This window comes from Amphritea pacifica, assembly GCF_016924145.1.
Lineage (GTDB): Bacteria > Pseudomonadota > Gammaproteobacteria > Pseudomonadales > Balneatricaceae > Amphritea > Amphritea pacifica.
This window is the reverse complement of the sequence record NZ_JAFFZO010000001.1, coordinates 162740-176863: the sequence shown is the minus strand read 5'-3', so window position 1 is coordinate 176863 and position 14124 is coordinate 162740. Positions and strand designations below refer to the sequence as shown.

At 52.5% G+C, this 14124-nt stretch carries 15 protein-coding genes; 6 read left to right on the top strand and 9 right to left on the bottom strand.

Annotated elements, in window-relative coordinates; all coding sequences use genetic code 11:
* The first annotated feature begins 9 nt into the window (after nt 1–9).
* Genes JW499_RS00730 through JW499_RS00720 form a run of 3 tightly spaced genes read left to right on the top strand, consistent with a single transcriptional unit; the run spans nt 10 to nt 1896 of the window.
* Nucleotides 10–603 (top strand): DUF3833 domain-containing protein, encoded by a 594-nt coding sequence (locus tag JW499_RS00730; protein ID WP_205208783.1) that lies wholly within the window; start codon nt 10–12, stop codon nt 601–603.
* On the top strand, nt 600–1463 hold the full coding sequence (locus tag JW499_RS00725; protein WP_205208782.1) for an SDR family NAD(P)-dependent oxidoreductase: 864 nt from the start codon (nt 600–602) through the stop codon (nt 1461–1463). Before JW499_RS00730 ends, JW499_RS00725 begins: the two co-directional genes overlap by 4 nt.
* Entirely contained in the window at nt 1447–1896 is a 450-nt protein-coding gene (locus tag JW499_RS00720) for a nuclear transport factor 2 family protein (protein ID WP_205208781.1), read from the top strand. Before JW499_RS00725 ends, JW499_RS00720 begins: the two co-directional genes overlap by 17 nt.
* Here JW499_RS00720 and JW499_RS00715 read toward each other — a convergent pair.
* The 4 genes from JW499_RS00715 to JW499_RS00700 form a co-directional block, all read right to left on the bottom strand.
* On the bottom strand, nt 1881–2165 hold the full coding sequence (locus tag JW499_RS00715; protein ID WP_205208780.1) for a SemiSWEET transporter: 285 nt from the start codon (nt 2163–2165) through the stop codon (nt 1881–1883). The genes JW499_RS00720 and JW499_RS00715 overlap by 16 nt on opposite strands.
* Nucleotides 2166–2287: 122 nt before the next feature.
* On the bottom strand, nt 2288–3643 hold the full coding sequence (locus JW499_RS00710) for an SAM-dependent methyltransferase (RefSeq protein ID WP_232846148.1): 1356 nt from the start codon (nt 3641–3643) through the stop codon (nt 2288–2290).
* Entirely contained in the window at nt 3630–4442 is an 813-nt protein-coding gene (locus tag JW499_RS00705) for a DUF1365 domain-containing protein (RefSeq protein ID WP_205208779.1), read from the bottom strand. The genes JW499_RS00710 and JW499_RS00705 overlap by 14 nt, the downstream gene beginning before the upstream one ends.
* Nucleotides 4435–5811 carry an NAD(P)/FAD-dependent oxidoreductase gene (locus tag JW499_RS00700; protein WP_205208778.1) on the bottom strand — a complete coding sequence of 459 codons (1377 nt, stop codon included), beginning with the start codon at nt 5809–5811 and terminating at the stop codon, nt 4435–4437. The genes JW499_RS00705 and JW499_RS00700 overlap by 8 nt, the downstream gene beginning before the upstream one ends.
* 203 nt (nt 5812–6014) lie before the next feature.
* Here JW499_RS00700 and JW499_RS00695 point away from each other — a divergent pair, with 203 nt between their 5' ends.
* Genes JW499_RS00695 through JW499_RS00685 form a run of 3 tightly spaced genes read left to right on the top strand, consistent with a single transcriptional unit; the run spans nt 6015 to nt 7492 of the window.
* Nucleotides 6015–6620, top strand: a complete 606-nt coding sequence (locus tag JW499_RS00695) for a sigma-70 family RNA polymerase sigma factor (protein ID WP_091356760.1) — start codon at nt 6015–6017, stop codon at nt 6618–6620.
* Entirely contained in the window at nt 6610–7263 is a 654-nt protein-coding gene (locus JW499_RS00690; protein WP_205208777.1) for a ChrR family anti-sigma-E factor, read from the top strand. Before JW499_RS00695 ends, JW499_RS00690 begins: the two co-directional genes overlap by 11 nt.
* 4 nt (nt 7264–7267) lie before the next feature.
* Nucleotides 7268–7492, top strand: coding sequence for a TIGR02450 family Trp-rich protein (locus JW499_RS00685; protein ID WP_205208776.1), 225 nt, complete (start codon nt 7268–7270; stop codon nt 7490–7492).
* 105 nt (nt 7493–7597) lie between these two features.
* Here JW499_RS00685 and gspD read toward each other — a convergent pair whose 3' ends face one another.
* The 5 genes from gspD to JW499_RS00660 all read right to left on the bottom strand — a co-directional run bounded on the left by gspD (nt 7598) and on the right by JW499_RS00660 (nt 14117).
* Nucleotides 7598–9712 (bottom strand): type II secretion system secretin GspD, encoded by a 2115-nt coding sequence (gspD, locus tag JW499_RS00680; protein ID WP_205208775.1) that lies wholly within the window; start codon nt 9710–9712, stop codon nt 7598–7600.
* Nucleotides 9713–9724: 12 nt separating this feature from the next.
* Entirely contained in the window at nt 9725–10312 is a 588-nt protein-coding gene (locus tag JW499_RS00675; RefSeq protein ID WP_205208774.1) for a hypothetical protein, read from the bottom strand.
* Nucleotides 10309–10896: a type II secretion system protein GspM gene (gene gspM / locus JW499_RS00670; protein WP_091356771.1), complete on the bottom strand. Its 588-nt coding sequence runs from the start codon at nt 10894–10896 to the stop codon at nt 10309–10311. Before gspM ends, JW499_RS00675 begins: the two co-directional genes overlap by 4 nt.
* Nucleotides 10883–11992 (bottom strand): PilN domain-containing protein, encoded by a 1110-nt coding sequence (locus JW499_RS00665; protein WP_205208773.1) that lies wholly within the window; start codon nt 11990–11992, stop codon nt 10883–10885. The genes gspM and JW499_RS00665 overlap by 14 nt, the downstream gene beginning before the upstream one ends.
* Nucleotides 11993–12068: 76 nt before the next feature.
* A complete protein-coding gene (locus tag JW499_RS00660) occupies nt 12069–14117 on the bottom strand; it encodes a S8 family serine peptidase (protein WP_205208772.1) in 2049 nt (682 codons plus the stop codon).
* Nucleotides 14118–14124 lie beyond the last annotated feature (7 nt).

Here is a 14124-nt window from a genome sequence, read left to right as displayed (position 1 = left end):
ACGATTGTTATGACGCAAACGACTTCATTACTGGCGCTGGCTTTACCTGTTTTATTAATACTTCCCGGTTGTGCCAGTTCTCTCGATGCTTATCGTGATGAGAAACCCACATTAGCACTGGATCAGTTTTTTAATGGCCGTCTGGTTGCCTATGGCATGGTGCAGGATTTTTCCGGCAGGGTGACCCGACGTTTCCGCGCCGACATATCGGCACAGTGGCAGGAGGGCAAAGGGGTTCTGGATGAACAGTTCTATTTTAGTGATGGAGAGCAACAAAGCCGCTGCTGGACCATAGTCAAGGAGGGAAACCGCTATCGGGGAACTGCCGGTGATATTGTCGGCGAGGCGCAGGGAGAGGCTCAGGGGAATACTCTTAACTGGCGCTATACCCTACAGGTACCGGTTAACGGTAAGGTTTGGAATATCGCTCTGGATGACTGGCTGTATCTGATCGATGAGAACAATCTCATCAACCGTACTCAGATGAAAAAGTTTGGTCTGCCGGTGGGCCAGCTTACCCTGCATATCCGAAAACTGGCAGATGACGAGGCATTTCAGACTCGGGACGTTGAGTCGGTATGCACCGGTCCGGAGGGACAATGAGTAAAGCTAACAGTACAGGAAGGCCGCGCTATCCCTGGAAGACCGCCTGGGTGACGGGGGCGGGGAGAGGGATAGGGGCAGAGCTGACCCGATTATTATGTCGCCAGGGGGTCACCGTTTATGGCTCTGCCAGAACCTCTGAGCAGCTTGAACAGTTACAGCAGGCGTTGCGCGGCTGCGAGGGTGAACTGATCCCGGTACCGCTTGATATTCGTGACGCAGATGCTCTGCAACAGCTGTTTCTTAGCTGGGATGCTAAAGGGTTTATGCCAGAACTGGTGGTGTTGAATGCGGGCACCCATGATCCCTTTTCCGCATATGAATTTTCTGCTCAGCGCTGCAAAGCGCTGCTGGATATCAATTTACAGGGGACAATAAACTGTCTTGAACCTGTTTTATACCGTTATCTTGGAGGAGGTGTTCCGGTCTGCCAGGCGAAACCGGCTGACGCGATAAAAACATCTGGATCATCAGGGCAGATTGCGGTGGTTTCATCTTCTGCAGGATATCGGGGGCTGCCGACGGCGGCAGCCTATGGTGCCGGTAAAGCGGCACTGATCAACCTCTGTGAGGCGCTGCGGTCAGATCTGCAGGGCAGTGGGGTTAAGCTTCAATTGATCAACCCCGGCTTTGTCCGCACACCGCTAACCGATAAAAATGACTTTTCCATGCCGGCCCTGATGGACGCAGATGAGGCTGCCAGACGAATAGTGGCGGGGCTTTTAAGCGACCGGTTTGAAATTATATTTCCCCGCCGTTTCGTTTATCTGCTTAAATTATTCAGAATAATCCCTTATCGCTGGTATTTCTGGCTGATTGGCAGAGCCACAGGAGCAGGTAAAGATGTCAGAAACCGTTAGTCATAGCATTACAGCGCGGTTAAACCGATACGCGATCTGTCTGGCCCAGTTAACGCCGGCTAAAATTGCCGATCTGGGCGAGCTGGTGGCAGATGAGATACAGTTTACAGACCCCTTCAACCGGGTGCAGGGTAAAACCGCCTTTCTGGGGATTATGGAGGAGATGTTCCGGCAGTTGCAGGATGTACGTTTTGATCTGCTTGAGTGGCAGCTACAGGGCCACACGGGCTATATTTACTGGCGTTTTTCTGCTGCCTCGCCGCTGACAGGTTCATTTTCAGCGGAGGGAGTGAGTCGTATCTGCCTGAATGAACAGGGGTTGGTGACTCGTCACCAGGATTTCTGGGACGCCAGTATCCTGATGCAGGAGTTTCCCCTGCTGGGACGCGTTATTGGTTATATACGTAAGCGGGCCGCTTATAAAGCGGGATGATCTCTTTTGATCCTGTATCGCTTGATCAGCGTCAGCACAAGCACCGTAGAAGCCAGAACCAGAGTGACCAGATTGGCCAGTATCACAGGAAGATCACCAAGCAGCAGGCCATAGGTCAGCCATAACGCTACGCCAACAGTGAAAACGGAATACATCATCAGTGAGATACCCTCCACATTACCGGTGCGTAGTATGTGAACTACCTGGGGCACAAATGAGAGGGTGGTGCAGGTGGCTGCCATCAGCCCTATCAGAGTGAAGTTATCCATCATGGGGTCATTAAAGCGTTATCAAGGTTGCTGAACAGTTGTCTCAAAAATGAGCATCATAGGTTGCCCCGGGGCTTTATACAAATGATGTTTTTTAATTCTCACCAGGAAACGAAATAACATTAGTCTGTGTTCCGGTTGATCAGTTGATACAAGCCTACATCGATGGTCCCTTCTTCAAAGCCTCCCTCGCAATAGCTAAGATAGTAACGCCATAAACGTCTGAAACGCTCGTCATAGCCCAGCTGTTCTAGGGCTTCGCTGTGTTGTTCAAAATTCTCCCGCCAGAGCCTGAGGGTGCGGGCATAATCTTTGCCAAAGAGCTGTTTATATTCCAGAGAGAAGCCATGCTCAGAAAACTTTTGCTTCAGTCGACTGATACTGGGTAGCATCCCTCCCGGAAAAATATAGCGTTGAATAAAGTCCGCCTGATTGCGATAGGTTTTAAACCGTTCCTCTTCGATACTGATCACCTGAAGTACCGCTGTTCCGCCCGGTTTGAGTGATTGTTTGAGGGTATTGAAATAGCTGTCCCAGTATTTTTCCCCCACTGCTTCAAACATCTCAATGGAGACAACCGCATCATACTGACTGAGCAGATCCCGGTAATCGGTGAGGCTGATATTGGCGCTTTTATCGAGCCCTGCTGATGCGAGTCTGTTGCGACTCCACTGAAGCTGCTCTTCAGACAGAGTAACGCCATGAACTCTGATTTTATGTTGCCGTAAAGTCTGCTCTGCAAAGCCTCCCCAGCCACAGCCTATCTCCAGAATATGGTCGTTCTCCTGTGGCTTTAGCAGATCAAGAATCCGCTGGTATTTGGCGGTTTGTGCCTGTTCGAGTGATTGCTGTGGGGAGCTAAACAGCGCTGACGAGTAGGACATTGTCGGGTCCAGCCAGAGACGATAAAAGTCATTGCCCAGGTCATAGTGGGCGGCAATATTGCGGCGACTTCCGGTGCGGCTGTTATGGTTGCGCCAGTGATGAATATTATCCAGTAGCTGCTTAATAAAGCCTGCTTTGGCGAACCCTTCAAGAGTCTTTTCGTTCTGCAGTGCCCAACGTACCAAAGCGGTCAGGTCAGGGCTGTCCCATTCGCCGGCTATATAGCCTTCAGACCAGCCGGTGATTCCCCCGGTGTAAAGGCGTAAAAGGCAGCGCAGACTGTTGAGTTGAACGGTGACCTGAAGCATTTCATCGGATTGATTCTGACAGGCCTCAGTGTCGGGCTGATCGTGATCAAGACTCCCTTTGCCGAACGCCTGTTGATAGCCGCTGGGCATAATCAGGTGGATTCTCCCCCGGGTTTGACTCAGGGGCGAATTGAGCCGGTTGAGCACCCGTTGTTCCAGCCAGTCAGGTTTAATAGCCGTGTCGTACTCTTGCTCATACCTGTGTTGCGCCATGGACTGTTGTGCCAGGGTTTTGACCTGTGACCGGCCTGCGGTTGAGGTGGTCTGATAGTTACAGGTTTTCATAGTGAGTTTCTCCATTGCGATCTGACCAACTGATGCTGTAGCTTTTTGTGGTGTTACGCGGCTGAAGTTTTAGGCCTTTCAGCCAGAGTCTGAGTGCTTCCCAGTGGATAGCCCCCATCACTTTCAGGGTCATCAGTGGATGACTGATAAACAGCCTGAGCAGGTTTATATCGTTTATCTCCTGTCGTTGTCCGGTAAACGTGGCATTCAGAATCGGAGTGATCTGCGTGCCATCTCTGCTGCTCTGTTGAATGCATACGGAAACCCTTTCCCGGGGCGGCAGAATTCTGAAACTGTAGGCGGTGTCCATGGGCATAAACGGACTGACATACATCAGCTTATGGCAGCTATGGCGGACAATCTTCTCATCGGGTTTATCGTTCACCAGCAGGTAACTGTGCCGCTGGCCGAAGGTGTTGCTGACCTCATATAGGATCACCTCCAACTCTTTGTCAGGGTTATAGCAGAAGTAGACACTCAGAGGGTTAAAGGTATACCCCAGAATTCTTGGGTAGCAGAGTAGCTCAATACGGTGTGTGGCTGATGCATAACCCCGGGATGATAACAGCCCGGTGATCTCCTGACGCAACCGACCCTCTCCGCGACCATGATCTTTTTCGTAAAATGCCAGCAGGCCGAAGCGGTTGATGGAAAACCATCTCAGGGTGTTGCTTAGCAAAGTCAGTTCATCGAGATCGATGCACAGCGAGAAAACCCGATAGATAAAGCGATGCCGCTTCGGTGTAAAACGGTGATGCATAACAACACCGGCGAACACAGAGGAGTTCAGTTTAACCATGGATGCGGGTCCTTATCTCATCCTCCATAGATCTTTCAGGGGGTCTGGGGGTGACGATAATTCTGCTGTTGGGGGTGTCCAGATGCCAGGGGCGGGGAATCCCCCCCAGTTGCTCAGCGACTGCCAGCCCCGATTGCAGTCCATCTTCATGAAAACCATAACCAAACCATGCCCCGCAGAACCAGGTTTTTTGCTGACCCTGCAGGCTCCAGAGATTCTGCTGCTGGGTCAGAGAGTTCTGGTCAAAGGCGGGGTGATCGTAGAAAAAACTGCGTACCAGTTTATCCGCTGCTGGCTCTTTCGGGGGATTGAGAGACACGATGACCGGTTGCTCCGTCGTCAGTGGCTGCAAACGGTTCATCCAGTAACTGACAGAGACCTGGCGCTCGTCTCTGGTGCTGCCTGACGCCATGTAGTTCCAGCTGGACCAGACCTTTTTGTTTTGCGGCAGCAGGCTCTCATCGAGATGAAGATACGCCCGGTTTCTCTGATAGGGGACGCTGCTCAGCAGTTGTTGCTCCTGAGCGGTAGGCTTGTCCAGCAGTGCCAGAGCCTGATCTGCATGGCAGGCCAGCACTACCTCATCGTAGTGCTCCCGGGCACCGTGAAGGTCTTCGATAACCACGAAGTCCGGGTGACGGATGATTTTGTGGATGCGGCTGTTAACTCTGACATTATCTTCCAGTTCGGTGGCGATTCTGCTGACGTAGCCGATACTGCCGCCAGGAATGGTATGCCACTGAGGCCGGTCATTAATCTGTAGCAGGCCATGATTCTGACAGAAGCGGAGAAAACTCAGCGCAGGATACCTGAGCATCTGCTGCACCGGGGTGGACCAGATGGCCGCCCCCATAGGCAGCAGATGGTCATAGATAAAACGATCACCGTAGCCATGCTGGTTAAGTAACTGCTCCAGAGTGAGGTTCGCCAGGGAAGGGTCAGTCATCATCCTGTCTGCGTTGCGATAGAAGCGCATCAGGTCTCTGATCATCGACCAGAAGGCCGGACTTATCAGGTTGCGTTTCTGCGCAAACAGCCCATTCAGACCGGTGCCACTGTACTCTAACCGGCCGCTGTCGACCGAGACTGAGAATGACATGTCGGTGGCACAGGTTGGCAGGTTGATATGTTCAAGGAACTTAACCAGATTGGGATAGTTCACCGGATTAAAGACGATGAACCCGGTATCGACATCGACCTGAGTGCCGTCGAGATCGAACCGCACAGTATTGGAGTGGCCACCCAACCGGTCATCCTTTTCATAGAGCGTCACCCGGTGGGCTTTGTTCAATAGCCAGGCACAGCTCAGGCCGGCAATACCGGAACCGATAACGGCAATTTTTTTCGGGCGGATGGCAGTAATATTCATCGGAGCAGTCCATACTGTGATCTGTGTTGTTCGCTGTTACCAAGTGAATAAATAATCTCTCAGCAAACATGGTATTTGCAGGGCTATACGTGAAGGTCTCAAAATAGGATCACAGATTCTGTTATGAATAAAGCACTTACCAGACTGAAACTTTTTTCAGTTGGGATGATCCGGTTAATTATCTGAGTACGTAAAGGGGGTATATGAAGAACAGACCACCGGGAGAGGATGTGGATAACATCGTACAACTGAGTCAGGCCGAGATGGCTAGCGCAGACTGGAGCGATCTGTTAGGCAGATTGGCGGTAAAGCCAGATAAATCGATATATGCCCGGTTGTTTAACCATTTTGCGCCCAGGGTTAAGGCCTATATCGTACGGCTGGGAGTGGCTATCTCCGCCGCCGAAGAGGTGACGCAGGAGGTGATGCTATCGGTGTGGCGCAAGGCTCATATGTATCATCCGGATAAAGCGGCGGCCAGCACCTGGATCTTTACTCTGGCACGAAATCAGAGCATCGACTGGATGCGTAAGCAGAAATATCCCCAGTACAGTCTTGATGAGTGGAGTGAAACCGCTTGCGAATCGGGACAGGGGGAGCAGGAAGTATTATCAGACCGGGTAGCACAGGCGATCAGTCAGCTACCGGAAAAACAGGCGCAGGTTATCTACATGTCTTATTTCGAAGGGCGATCACACGGTGATATCGCCAGCCGTCTCGATATCCCTCTGGGGAGTGTTAAGTCCAGAATCCGCCTGGCAACAGAAAAACTGAAACAGATCTGGGGAGGTGACGAGTATGAACATTAATCATCACCTCGATGATGCAACCCTTATCAGCTATTCTGCTGGCGCTCTGTCGCAGGGTATGGCGCTGGTGGTGGCATCCCATCTGTCGATCTGTCCACAGTGTCGTGAGCGGGCTGAGCACACTGATGCCGTTGGTGGCGCACTGCTGGAATCTCTGGAACCCGAAACGGTTGCCGATGATATGCTGGCATCGGTACTGGCTCAGCTTGATGAGCTGCCGACGAAGCAGGAGAGCGTCCCGGTTACGCCTATCGTCATGGATCCTGAGATACCGGCCCCCTTAAGAGAGTATATTCACTGCCCGCTGGATCAACTGGAGTGGAAACGGATCGTTCCCGGTGTTGCTTACTATGATATGCCCTGGGAGGGACATGGTGTTTCCCGGCTGCTGAGAATTGCACCGGGCAAGGCGATGCTGGCGCACACCCACAATGGCAATGAGCTGACTATGGTGCTGCGAGGCTCGTTTTCCGATGAGGTTGGGCGCTTCTGCCGCGGCGATGTGGCAGATCTGGATGATCAGATCGAACATCAACCGCTGGTCGACAGTAAAGCGGATTGTATCTGCCTGATCGCTACCGATGCTCCTCTCAGGTTTACCACGTTGTTTGGTAAGCTGGTACAGCCAATCACCGGTTTCTGATCCGATGGCAGAAAAGAACCGATTTAACCCGTCTAAATTGCATTTGAGTAAGTGGACAGCGGTTAAGCCGCAGAATAAAGAGAAACATTTTTTAGTGACGAAGTTGCTGAAAGATGATGAAGGTGTTGTTCAACAGTGCGTTCTTGAAGCCGTGATCAGCCACCGGGAACACGTTATTCATTGGCAGATACTGACCGATAGCGGTCACTGGAAACAGGGGTGGAGATAAACCTTCATATTGAAAAAGCCGGACAGCGATGTCCGGCTGGCTTTTTGTACAGAGTTGATCTGGTTGCCGCTCTGCTGCTCAAATGTTGTATTTCAGACCATCTGGTTACAGTTTCAGTGCTTTCATTTGCCGCTTAAACTCATCGGTAACCTCCCGCGCCTGATTGCGGTTTTTGATCGCTGTCGGTGTGATCATCACCACCAGTTCAGTGCGGCGGCTGGTTTCACTTTTGGAACCAAACAGATAGCCAAGACCGGGCACATCTTTTATCCCTGGCAGGCCGGCATCTCCCAGATCTTTGTTCTCTCTGATGAGCCCCCCCAGCACCAGTGTATCGCCACTTTGTACCGCAACGGTGGTTTTTATCTGACGCTGATTGATGGTAGGTGACTGAATACCTGACGAGGTTGTCACAGAGGCGTCACTGACATCCTGATTGATCTCCAGTACCACCATACCGCCATCTTTGATCTGTGGCGTCACCTCCAGCAGCACACCGGTATCCCGATATTGAACCGACGTGGTGATCAGATTGCCGCTGCTGTTTGAGGTATTGGTGGTTTCAGAGGTGGAGATAGGCACCTGATCACCGACCTTGATTGAGGCGGACTGGTTATCCAGCACCATCAGTGAGGGGGAGGAGATCACATTGATGCGGCTGTCGGAGGCCAGCGCAGTCAGCAGGGCCAGCGGATTGTTAAGGCGGTCCAGCACCTCATATTTGAAACCACTGCTGCTTTGTGGACTGGAAAGGGAGCCATAACCGGTATCGCCGTTGCCAAACCCATTTTTGAAGAACCAGTCGATCCCGTATTTCAGATCCCCGGAGAGCTTCACCTCGACAATCGTGGCTTCAACCAAAACCTGCTGAGGCAGTACATCCAGCTTCTGTAGCGCCAGTTCTACCACACCGTAGTCGGCCTGGGTGGCCAGCACCAACAGCGAGTTGTTCTCTTCGTCGGCAATAATACTGATCTCGCCAAGATTACTTAGCGAGGTCTGACTGGCCAGAGGTGTCAGTGTTCCCTGGCTGGAAATCACCGCGGGTGTCCCTGTTGCTGGCGCGGCAGCCGTAGTCGGGGATGGGGAGCGGGGGCCGCTGCCCTGGTTGCCTGACTTCGAACGCTGCCCTGAGAACAGCTGCTCGAGCATGCCGGCCAGGTGTGATGCTTTACCGTATTTGACCTTGTACACATGCAGCGAGGTGCTGGCGAGATTGTCCATCCGGTCGAGCCGCTCGATCCACTGCTGAGCACTTTTCAGGTATTGTGGCTGAGGAGTGATCACCATCACGGTATTCAGCCGCTCGATCGGGACAAATTTAACCAGCCCCGCCATCGGGCCGGAGGATTTATCACCAAAGACATTTTCCAGCTCTCCCAGTATTGTCCGGGTATCCACTGACTGTAAGCGGAACAGACCGATCGACATGCCCCGCAGCTGATTGACGTCAAATGTCTCAATGGTGTTGAGCAGGGTGTTCAGTTCGGTGCGGGAGCCGGACATCAGCAGCAGGTTATGGGGCTCATCGACTGTGATCCGGGCACCCTCTGATGCTACCGATTTGAGAATTTTTTCCATCTCTTTGGCAGCGATATAGCGTAGTGGTGTTACCAGCGTCTGGAAGCCCTGATCATTCTGCAGTTTCAGTTGTGGAGCGCCACCGGCCAGGGTGTTGCTCTTGGGCATGATCTCAATCAGGTGGCCGTTATCCCGCAGTACCGCACCATGCATAAACAGCAGTGAGTCGAGGGTGGGGATCAGGGCATCGCGATTCAGGGGCTGACTGGTGTGCAGCGACACCCTGATATTGACAGCGTCATTAATCGCATAGTTGCGGTTCAGAATATCCCCGAGAATGGTTTTTGCCACCTCATGGATATCCGTATCGTTAAAATTGAGGGTGATATTTCCCTCGCCACTACCCGTGGACGCCGGTTGGCTCTGGGTTATCATCGGCCGGGCTTCGGACACCAGCTCAAAGCGTTGTCGCTCCGGGACAGAGGAGGGGGTGCCCTGATTCTGTTGCATGGCCACGCCAGTTGTATTATTGGCTCCTGCTGCGCTATTTCGGTCCTGATTGCGCTGGTGAATAATCTGGCCAACGGGTTGCTTTGGGGTCAGTCCTTCATCTTTATAGATGGCTGAGCTGTTACATCCTGTCAGACCTGAGAGGGTAGCCAGCAGCGGTATAACTTTCCAAATAGATATGTTGTTCATCAAACTCTCCTGCTACTGGTTATCCAACGGACGCACGACTTTGCCATACTGACTCTGATTCATAAAAAGAGAGGAGGACCTGCTGCGCCCTGCCTGCGAGGGTGCTGTAGGTTTAATCAAAGGCATCTCAATTTTACGTCCATCATTACTAAAGGTGACGCTATCCGGCGTTATCTCATCGAGCGTCCAGTCACTCAGCTTCATCCCGCTTCTCAGCGACTCATAGTTCTTCTTGCCGATAGCGCTGAAGAGGGCCACATTATCCTCTCCATTGATAATAATACCTGTGAGTATCCAGTCCTGTTCTGGCGTGCGGTCGGGTCTGCGGATAGCGGTCATCGCAGTGCTGATCTCCTGGGGTTTACGGGTGGAGTAAAACAGTGGCCGTTCACTGATCTCGAGAAACTGATCGATCTGCAGATCGGGTTCCGCAATTGATGGTAGCTCTGGGAGCGATGAGGGCTCGGAGAGCTGCTCATCAGACCGTTGTGTTGGTTCAGCAACCGGCATCATGAATTGAGCGCTAAGAATAGCGGTTAATATTGCCATTACACCCAGTTGCAGCAGGGTTAGCCGGGTCAGGTAGCGGACTGTGTTCATAACGTCTCCCTGCCGGTGGTGTAGCCCGTGAGGTTAAAGCGGATATCCAGTGGTGGCAATACCTGCCTGCGGGCGTAACTGGAGGTTCGTATCGGGGCGGAGCTTATGCTCAGGTCTTCGACATAGAGTCCGGGTTTGCTGGTTTCCAGAGCAAACAGCAACTCTTTCAGCTCATCGATGCCCGCCTTGTACTGAACTTTCAGGGTGATGCTGCGCAATAACTGATCGCCACTCTGTTCTGCAGGAAGCCCCTGTGTACTGACGATCTGGCCACCGGTGCGGGCAACAAGCTGCTTCAGGTGCTGCTGTAATTTTGCGGACACCACCGAGCGGGTTTCGCCTTCCAGAAAGTAGGGCCTTAATGGGGAGTCCTGTTTCACCTGCTGTAGTAATGCTTCCTCGTTGGGGCGGCTGTTATTCAGATTCTGGTAGCGTTGCAGCTGAAATGTCAGGGTTTCGATCTGATCATTTGCCTGCTGATAGCGGCTGATAACCGGGCCTATGACCAGCAGGTAAAGCAGAGTCAGCACCGTTGCCAGTATCCCCAGAGCCAGATAACGTTGCTGCTGTTTATTGAGCTGCATGGCTTTCTCCCGGACTCTGCCTGGCTGAGATCATAAAACGCTCTTTACCCGAACGGGGGTCCTGAGTGACCGGTGAGAAAAAACTTACATCGGTAAGTTTGCCAGAGTTTTGCAGCAGAGCGATCAGCTCAGAGGCATTGTCTGCTTCGCCCTGAATGCGCAGGGATCTGCCCTGCATCGACATCTTGCTCAACCATACCTCATCGGGTAACAAGCGGGTCAGTTCGTCGATCAGTGACAGGACCGAACTTTGTTGCTGTTTTATATCGACATAGTTCTGCTGCTGCTGGAACAGCGTTTGTCGTTCTTCGCGAATCTGAAACACCTCTTCGGCCTGGCTGCGCAACTGGGCGACCGCTTCAGTCAGTTGCTCTATCTGAGTCTGTTTCTGCGCCAGTGGCAGGCTGACGATGGTAATCAATAACAGCAGATTAAGACTTACCAGCCCAAACTGAAAACGCAGGTAACGGGAACGGCGAGATGCTTCATCGGATTGAGGTAGCAGGTTAAGGTGGCTGTCATGTTGGTTCAGAAACCCCTGAGGTATGATCCTGTCAGGAGTGATACCCAGTTGCTCCAGTTGATTGAGAATAGTCTGAAGTTGCTCTTTAGGGATCAGATATAACTCTGTATGACACTGCTCTTTTCCCGGTTCATCGGTAACGGGGCCGGTATCGAAGTAGACCTGGTCAGCCCTGAAGGGAGTCAGACGGTCCATCTCGAAGCGCACGACATTGTCGATATAGTCGCGGGCGTTGCGGGGCACACTGACACGGGTCTGCAGAATCATGTCATCGGCCAGACTCAGGGTTGCGTTCTGAGCTTTTGCAATCACCTGTTTCAACGTCTCGGGCAGTGAACTTGTATCCCATGGTGACGGGAGCGTCCAGTGTTGCTGGCCGGCACTGATACTAAGCTGTTGATTCTGTAGCTCCAGAATCAGACTAAAACTGTCCTGCTGCCATCCCGCCCGGATTCTGGCGGGTAGCATCTGGCCTAATTGACCAAACCACCAGCTGAGAGCGCTGGAAAGTGCTGCAATGATCCCCCGAAACCTCTGAGTAAACAGGCCGGAAGTTGAGCTGTCTGTTGTCATCTGCTGGTAACCCCCCGGTTTTCAGCATCCGTTATAAGCAGCGGGCTCCCTGCCAGCTGCAACCTCATTTATATCTCTATTTTACGCGTATAACCACTGTCGCAGGGTTAGAGCGTCTATTCAGCGTATCCCATACCCGGTATCTGAACGCTTCCCGGCCAGAAAACCCCTCAGCTGGGGTGTAGGAGAGGGTGCCATCCGGATTGGAAATCAGTGTGCCTCCGTTGGTTGGTGGGATTACGACTGTGACAGTCGTTGGATCAATATTATCTTCTGCGTCCGTGTCGTTAGTTATCACATCCAGTATCGACGTCCGGTCTCTATATACCCAATAAAAATCTTCGATAGCGGAAGGGGCATGATTGACTACGTTAGTATCACCAGAAATAATTTTGAGTGTTACGGTAATCTCTTCACTATAGGCCTGGCCATCGCTGGCGACATAGATAAAGTTATCAGATTGGGCAGCCTTTCTGTTGCGGTAGATGAAACTGCCGTTGCTGTCCAGGTTTAGCGAACCATTTAATGGGCCTCTGACCAGGTGGGCGGTCAGTTTGTCCTGATCAGCGTCAGAGTCATTACTCAGAAGACCGTTTCGAATCGGGATAAAAACTTTTCCATATTGATCGACACTATACCGGTCAGGCAACGCCAGCGGTGCGCTATTGGCTGGCTGTGTCAGCTCGAGTAATCGCAGGTATGCCGCCTGAGCATCTACCAGACCGTACCCGCTGTTATTATCAGGGCCTGGCAGATCAATATCAGCAGCTGTTTCATTAATCGCCTGTTCCAGCTGGGCCACCGTTGCCGTCGGCACGGCACTTTTCAGTAGCGCCATCACCCCGGATACATGGGCGACCGCAAACGAGGTGCCACCGACCCATTCGGTATAGGGCTGGCCGCTGCCGTAGGACATCCCGGTGGTCTGAACATCGATGCCGGGTGCTGCGACTGTTGGAAATACGGCGTTCGCATCACAGGGAGAGGGCCCCCGGCTACTGCTGCGGGCAACGGTTAGCGAACTGTCCGGGTTTAGTTGCAGAGACCCGACCGACATGATTCCCGGCAGGTTCGCCGGGCTTAAACTGCTGTTGCTGCTGGGACCCGAGTTACCTGCTGCAAAGGTAACGGCAATATCGGAGTCTTTCAGGGCCTGTATATCTGTCTGAAATTCGGTATTGCATGATACTGACGTGTCGTATAGCCCCCAGGAGTTATTGACAATATCGGGGGCATCGTCGGTGTTTGGGTCGCCATCCGGATCTAAAGCCCATTGCAGTCCCGCATGCAGGTCACTGAGAGCTGCATATCCGGTGTTATCGAATACCCTGGCGGCTATCCACTGTGCATTAGGGGCCATACCCAGTGCGGTTCCGGAACTGTCCCCCCCGAGAATCAGGCCGGTGACGTTGGTGCCATGGCCAAAGCCATCAATGGGGGTAGTGCTGCTGCTGTGCATATCAAGCCAGTCGCTGCTGCCGCCGCGAAACCTGCCTGCCAGATCAGGATGCGCACCATCGACACCGCTATCAATGATGGCAACAACGATATTATCCCCGGTAATTCCCTGACTCCAGAGAGACGGAACATTAATACTGCTGACGTTCCATTCCGGGGTTGAGGGTGGCGTATAAGCCTGCCCCGGTGCGGCGGTCAGCAGGTCAGCTCTCAGGGAGGAGACCTGGGGCAGCTGTGCCAGTGCTTCAACCATATAGGCGGGCAGGGTCAGTGCCACGGAATTGATCAGCCAGAGGTCTTTAATCTGTCCCTGAGCCGAAAAATCCAGCAGAGGGTCGAGCTGTTTTCGTGAGTTTATCAGCTGTTGCCGAAGCGACTGAATCACTTCAGAGCGTAATAGCCTGCGTAGTTGCTTTCTTTCCGTTTTACTCAGCTGCGTGTCAGTTTTGAGTTGCTGACGAATCGCTTTGCGAATCTGCCGCAGGGCTTGCTGGCTGCTGTTCTGATCGTTAAATTGCAATATAACCGGTACCGGGTCAAAGCTTCCGGTAGCGTCCAGCTGCAGTTGTAACTCTTCTGAAATAACGGCCGCATGGCTGAGTACCGAAAAGAGCAGCGTTGCAGAGAAGCAGACGGGTCTGAACAATGGCCATGTTGTCGTCTTCATGCAGATC